The sequence below is a fragment of the Mycolicibacter senuensis genome (assembly GCF_003284925.1).
Taxonomy (GTDB): Bacteria; Actinomycetota; Actinomycetes; order Mycobacteriales; family Mycobacteriaceae; genus Mycobacterium; species Mycobacterium algericum_A.
In genome coordinates this window covers 1-6,491 of sequence record NZ_QMEX01000181.1, presented here as the reverse complement: position 1 = coordinate 6,491, position 6,491 = coordinate 1, and the positions used below count along the sequence as shown (strand labels likewise).

Sequence of the window (6,491 nt, the reverse complement as noted above, 5' to 3'; positions counted from 1 at the left end):
GGCGCCCCGGGTAACCCTGGTAACCCTGGCGCGTAGCCGACAGTTGAGAACGACCACGGTCGCCGGGTCCGCAAGGACTCGGCGACCGCGGTCGTTTCAGCGGGCCCTTGCCATCCCAGCCGCTGCCGAGCAGCACGCCCATGACCGACGCTGGCTCCCGCGTCGCGTCACTCTTCGGTGACTTGCGGTCCGACATCGAGATATCGCATGGCCGATCGTGGCCGCCGGACCCCTGCCCGGCGGCCACGATCGTTTGCTAACGCCCTACTTGCTGCGCGTCGATCGTCTCCTCGGGTGGCCGCTCCCAGCGGCGGCAGCGCTACATGCTTGGCTGCGTCAACGTCCGTTCTCGCTGCGATCGTCGATCAAGCCCTGGATGAGCCGAACGATCTCCTGCTGGCCGGCCGCGGCCGCGTCGAACTTGCCGCGCATCTCGATAAACCCCTTGTCGACCCGGCCGAAGCGGTCGTTCACCTGGCTGAAGCGGTCGTTCATGTCCGCACGTAGCGCGTTGAAGGCGGCCACCGTGGCCCGACGAAAGTCGTGGAACTCCCCGCGGGACTCGGTGAATTCTCCGCGGAAGGCGCCGACCTCCCCGCGGAAGGTGCCGACCTCCCCGCGGAAGGCGCCGACCTCCCCGCGGAAGGTGCCGACCTCCCCGCGGAAGGCGCCGACCTCCCCGCGGAAGGTGCCGACCTCCCCGCGGAGATCTCGCAGCTCGCCCCCCAAATCGGCAACGTCACGGTCGGCGGCACCGGCGAGCACCCGGGCCGCCTGAGCGTCGTGCTCGCTGGCCCGCACCCGTCGATTCAATTCGCCGACTTGGGCTTCTAGTGCCGTGACGCGCTCCTCGATGTTCTCCGGCTCCATGACGGGCAGAATACCGCCGGACAATGCCGGGTGGGCGATAGTTATCCACAGGGCGCGCTACTTGAGCAGCGCGACGACCTTCTCCTCGGGGCTCACCGGCTCCGGTAGCTCGTCGAGCACCTCGGTGCGCGGCAGCTGTACCTGTGGATCGGCGAACTCGGCGTAGGTCTTGTCGCCGACCAGCTGCGCCAGCAGGTATCCGGTGAGCAGCGCCCGCACCTGCCGCTGGGTCCGACGATCCGACGTCGGCAGCCCGAAGAATCCGGCCAGCCGGCGGCCTTTCGCCAGACCGGCCGGTGAGGCCTTGGTGATCACCCGCAGCGTCGCCGAAGGCCACGCCCGCGCCAGCTCGACAGCATTGGAGCGCAGCGTCTTCGGGTCGCCGGGAGCGCCGAACACCACACCGGGCACATCCAGCGTCGTCGCCGCCAGCTCGGCGGCCGGGCTGGTGACCGCCGGAAAGATCGACGCCACCGCTTTGGGTTTCACCGACAACCCGGCCGCACCGAACACCGCCGCCGAACCGCCGAAGCCATGACCCGCCACCGCCAGCCGGGTGCGGTCCACGCTGATACGGCCCGGCCCCAACCGGATCTCCGTGGCGATCTCCAGGGCCCGGCCCAGGTCGGCGCCCAGTTCCAGCACCGACGGCGCCAGCCCGCGTCCGGTGTCGGGTGCGGCCGCCACGATGCCCCACGACGCCAGATGCTCCAGCAGGCCCGCGTAGCGGTCGGCCCCAGTCAGCCAGTCGTGACCGAACGCCACGGCGGGCAGCCGGTAACCGGACTCCGGGGTATAGACCACACCGGCAAGCCCGGCGTAGGCCAGGTCGCCGCGCAGCACGCGATGTGGGCCGGGCCGGGTCAGTGTGGTGTAGAGGCGCTTGATGCTGGCCATCCGATGACGTTAACGCACCGCGGACGACGGTGATCACGGCTTCGCTGACCTGCACGATTGTCTCGGGTTGCCCGGCGGTGCACTACCCTGAACAGCTATGTGCGGAATCGTCGGCTACGTCGGGCAGCGCCCCGCTCGCGAGGTCGTCGTCGAGGCGCTGCGCCGTATGGAATACCGCGGCTACGACTCCGCCGGAATCGCCGTCGTCGACGGGGTCGGGCAGCTGACCATCCGGCGCCGCGCCGGCCGGCTGGCCAACCTGGAAGCCGACTTGGCCGACACCGATCCGGCCCTGCTGGTCGGTGGCACCGGGTTGGGCCACACCCGTTGGGCCACCCACGGCCGGCCGACCGACCAGAACGCTCACCCGCACCGCGATGCCGCCTCCCAGTTCGCCGTGGTCCACAACGGCATCATCGAGAACTTCACTGCGCTGCGCGACGAGTTGGAGCGCGAGGGAGTGGAGTTCACCAGCGAAACCGACACCGAGGCGACCGTCCACCTGCTGGCCCGCGCGTACCGTCACGGCGACACCGCCGGAGACTTCGTGGCCTCGGCGCTGGCCGTGGTGCGCCGACTGGAAGGCCACTTCACCGTGGTGTTCGCCCACGCCGACGAGCCCGGCACCATCGTGGCGGCGCGCCGGTCCACCCCGCTGGTGGTCGGGATCGGCGACGGTGAGATGTTCCTCGGCTCCGACGTGGCGGCGTTCATCCCCTACACCCGCAACGCGATCGAGCTCGGCCAGGACCAGGCGGTGGTGATCACCGCGGACGGCTACCGCATCACCGACTTCGCCGGCCAGGACATGACCGGCACTGCCCGCCCGTTTCATATCGACTGGGACCTGTCGGCCGCCGAGAAGGGCGGCTACGAGTACTTCATGCTCAAGGAGATCGCCGAGCAGCCCACCGCGGTGGCTGAGACGCTGCTCGGGCACTTCGAGGACGGCCGCATCGTGCTCGACGAGCAGCGCCTCTCCGATCAGGAGTTGCGTGAGGTCGACAAGGTGTTCGTGGTGGCCTGCGGCACCGCCTACCACTCCGGCCTGCTGGCCAAGTACGCGATCGAGCACTGGACGCGGCTGCCGGTGGAGGTGGAACTCGCCAGCGAATTCCGCTACCGGGACCCGGTTTTGGACCGCAGCACCCTGGTGGTGGCGATCAGCCAGTCCGGCGAGACCGCCGACACCCTGGAAGCCGTCCGGCACGCCAAGGAACAGAAGGCGAAGGTGCTGGCGGTCTGCAACACCAACGGCTCGCAGATCCCGCGCGAGTGCGACGCGGTGATCTACACCCGCGCCGGGCCGGAGATCGGTGTCGCCTCGACGAAGACGTTCCTGGCGCAGATCACCGCGAACTATCTGGTCGGTCTGGCGCTGGCGCAGGCCCGGGGCACCAAATACCCCGACGAGGTCGAGCGCGAGTACCACCAGTTGGAGGCGATGCCCGAACTGGTGTCGCGCGTGCTGGAGGGCATCGACTCGGTGGCCGAGCTGGCCAGGCAGTTCGCCCGGTCGCCTGCGGTGCTCTTTCTCGGCCGCCACGTGGGCTACCCGGTGGCGCTGGAAGGCGCGTTGAAGCTCAAAGAGCTGGCCTACATGCACGCCGAGGGTTTCGCCGCCGGCGAGCTCAAGCACGGTCCGATCGCACTGATCGAGGACGACCTGCCGGTGATCGTGGTGATGCCGTCTCCCAAGAACGCGGCGATGTTGCACTCCAAGCTGCTGTCGAACATCCGGGAGATTCAGGCCCGTGGTGCCGTCACCATCGTGATCGCCGAGGAGGGCGACGAAACGGTACGGCCCTATGCCGACCACCTGATCGAAATCCCTTCGGTGCCAACGCTGTACCAGCCGCTGCTGTCGACCATCCCGCTGCAGGTGTTCGCCGCGGGGGTGGCGCAGGCCCGCGGCTACGACGTCGACAAGCCACGCAACCTGGCCAAGTCGGTCACCGTCGAGTAAGGCAGCAATCCACGTGGCGTGGCGGGCACTGGCAGCGGCGGTAACGTCGGCGACGCTGCTGGCGGCGGCGCCGAACGCCGTTGCGGCCCCAGGCATCCCCGATGTGGGCTCCTTGATCGACGACAGCGGCCCGCTGCCGGGTTCGGTCGACGAGCTGCAGTATGTTCCCCCGCTGGTCTTCGCCACCGATTCGGGACTGACCTGCAAGGTGTGGCAGGGCAGGATCACCCATGACGTCACCTGCACCGGCGACATTCCGGGGGCGCCGCCGGATGCCCGGGCGGTGCAGCTACCCGGCATCTACGGCAGGGGAACCATGCCGGCGCGGTTCGTAGCCGACCACGCGGACGCCGCGACGGCCGGTGTGGCGCCTGCCGCGACACTGCCGGTGGGCCACAAGATCGTGTTCTGGGATCTCTCCCCGGCCCAGTCGATGGTCTGCGGGGTTCCGCCGTCCACCGAATTGGTCTGTGTGCTCAAAGAGCCCCGGCAATCCGGCGATGCGTCCAACGGGCCGGTGGCCACCCACGGGTTCGTCATCGCGGCACCGCACAGCTGGGTGTTCTGAAGCATCGGCTCGCCGAAGCGGAGCATGCCGCCGGACTCCAGACGGCACGACGATGTCCGCGAGCACATCTATCTGAGAGTTTGATGATTAGATTGTGCTCAAACTGAGCGCAGCCTCCCCCCGGGTGATCCGGCCGCCGGTCGGTACGGCGAGTGATCGGCTCATGGGTGGGGGGCTGGGCGCCGCACGAGCCGTCGCCTCGGTGTACTGGGAAAATACCGCGAAATCCGAGTTCGAGACGGGTCTGCTGCCGGGTGGTCGCGAAACTCCATCAAGCGGTTGTAGAAAAACGTGACGAGTTTGGCGCATATCGTTGCATTACATATTACTCCTAAGTTATGTTGGTTTTCTCTACGGGAGATCTCAACTGCCAAATAGTTCTGTTCACAGAATGAGGTGTTTGCACATGAGCCGTCGTCATACCAACAGCCATCACAACCCTCCGGGCAGAAAAAGTGCGTGCCATGACCGGATGGTCGGCGCCGGCAGTGCGGTGGCGGCGTTCTTGGCGTTTGGGATGGCTCCGCTCGCGTCCGCGCCGCAGGCGCAGGCCGACTTCGATGACTTGTTCGACTTCGGCTGGCTCTCCGACTTGTTGAATCCGGCGGACGCCACTGCCGGCTGGGATGCGGCGCCGTCCGATATCGGGCTGGCCGCCGGGGGCGCCTTCGACATGACGACGTTGATCGACCAGTGGTTCTACACCCCGCTGCACACCGGGATCGAGGCGTGGATCAACAGCGACCTGGGTGAAATGGTCAACGGCGCCATCAACAGCATGGCTGGGCAATACCTGATCGGTGACGGCATCGACGGAACGGCCGACTCCCCAGACGGCGGCAACGGCGGATTGTGGTTCGGTGACGGCGGAGACGGCTGGGACAGCAATGTGGCGGGTCTTGGCGGCGGTGACGGCGGAAATGCGCTCGGGTTCGGCAATGGCGGGGCCGGCGGTGACGGTGGCGCCGGCGCCGATGGTGGCGCCGGCGGTATCGGTGGCACCTTCATGGGCAATGGCGGTGTCGGCGGGGATGGCGGTGCCGCCACTGCCGACCACCCGGACGGCGGTAACGGCGGCATGGGTGGCAAGGCGGTTGCGTGGTTCTTCGGCAACGGTGGGACCGGTGGTGCCGGAGCTGATGGCCTCGCGGGCAGCTTCGCCAATGGCGGCACCGGGGTTGGTGGTAACGGCGGTAACGGCGGTGCCGGCGGTGCTCGGAGCGGCTTCAGCCTCGGCAACGGCGGCAACGGCGGACAGGCGGGTGCCGGCGGTAACGGCGCCGCCGGAACCGCCGCCAATCCGAACGGCGGCGCCGGCGGTAACGGTGGCAACGGTGGTGCCGCGGGGGGCAATTTCTGGAAGGGCGGCCAGATCGGGGTGGCGGCCGACGGCGGTGCCGGCGGTGCCGGTGGTGAGGCGGCCACCGACGGCACCGGCGCGTTCCTCGGAACCGGCGGTAACGGTGGCAACGGTGGCAACGGTGGTGCCGCCGGTGACCCGGCTACCACCAATGTCGGCGGTGCCGCCGGCGATGGTGGTGTCGGCGGTGCCGGCGGTGAGGGTCTGACCGGCGGCAACGGCGGCACCGGTGGCAACGGCGGCGTCGCTGCCGACGGCGACAACGGCGCGGGTGCTGTCGGTGGCGCCGGCGGTGATGGCACCAACCTCGGTGGCAATGGCGGTACCGGTGGCGAAGGAGCCAACGGCGGTAATGGCGGCGACGCCACCGGAGCCGTTGACGGCGCGAGGGGTGGCAACGGCGGTACCGGCGGCGCCGGTGGCAACGGCGGTAACGGCGGTTCTGCTCTCGGCGGCGACAACACCGTCCAGACCTTCGGTGGCAACGGCGGTGTCGGCGGTGTCGGCGGCAACGGTGGTGACGGTGGCACCGGGACATTCCAGGGCGGCAACGGTGGCACCGGCGGTGCCGGCGCCGCGGCCGCCGGTCTCCAGGGCGACGGCGGCAACGCCGGTAACGGCGGTAACGGCGGTGCCGCGACCGGATGGGTCAACGATGGTTCCGTCACGTCTGCCCCGACCGGCACCGTTCTCAGCCACGCGGGTGATGGCGGCGACGGCGGCAAGGGTGGGGGCGCCGGTATCGCCGGCGGTACCGGTGGCGCCGGCGGTGACGGCGGTGACGGTGGTGACGGGGCTACGGGCAGCGGCGTCATCAGCTGGGACGGGGG

General features: G+C 69.1%; 4 protein-coding genes and 1 pseudogene. 3 read left to right on the top strand and 2 right to left on the bottom strand.

The genetic code is table 11. From position 1 onward, the window contains the following. Positions 1–735: 735 nt before the first annotated feature. Positions 736–870, bottom strand: a pseudogene (locus tag DQP56_RS25790) (hypothetical protein); the annotation flags it as partial. Between the two features lie 57 nt (positions 871–927). Beyond that, positions 928–1,767, bottom strand: coding sequence for a dienelactone hydrolase family protein (locus tag DQP56_RS21890; protein WP_112689014.1), 840 nt, complete (start codon positions 1,765–1,767; stop codon positions 928–930). Between the two features lie 97 nt (positions 1,768–1,864). On the opposite strand from DQP56_RS21890, the gene glmS reads away from it, so the two are divergent. The 3 genes from glmS to DQP56_RS25650 all read left to right on the top strand — a co-directional run. Beyond that, on the top strand, positions 1,865–3,733 hold the full coding sequence (gene glmS, locus DQP56_RS21885) for a glutamine--fructose-6-phosphate transaminase (isomerizing) (protein WP_112689012.1): 1,869 nt from the start codon (positions 1,865–1,867) through the stop codon (positions 3,731–3,733). Positions 3,734–3,746: 13 nt separating this feature from the next. After that, positions 3,747–4,301, top strand: coding sequence for a hypothetical protein (locus DQP56_RS21880; RefSeq protein WP_234825783.1), 555 nt, complete (start codon positions 3,747–3,749; stop codon positions 4,299–4,301). A gap of 406 nt (positions 4,302–4,707) precedes the next feature. Continuing rightward, positions 4,708–6,491: PGRS repeat-containing protein (locus tag DQP56_RS25650; RefSeq protein ID WP_353617212.1), on the top strand; the 1,784-nt coding region annotated here is incomplete at its 3' end.

What these genes read in the sequence shown, in the direction of transcription:
- glmS (WP_112689012.1), top strand. Translation starts at nt 1,865, where the DNA reads ATGTGCGGAATCGTCGGCTACGTCGGGCAGCGCCCCGCTCGCGAGGTC.
- DQP56_RS21890 (WP_112689014.1), bottom strand. Translation starts at nt 1,767, where the DNA reads ATGGCCAGCATCAAGCGCCTCTACACCACACTGACCCGGCCCGGCCCA.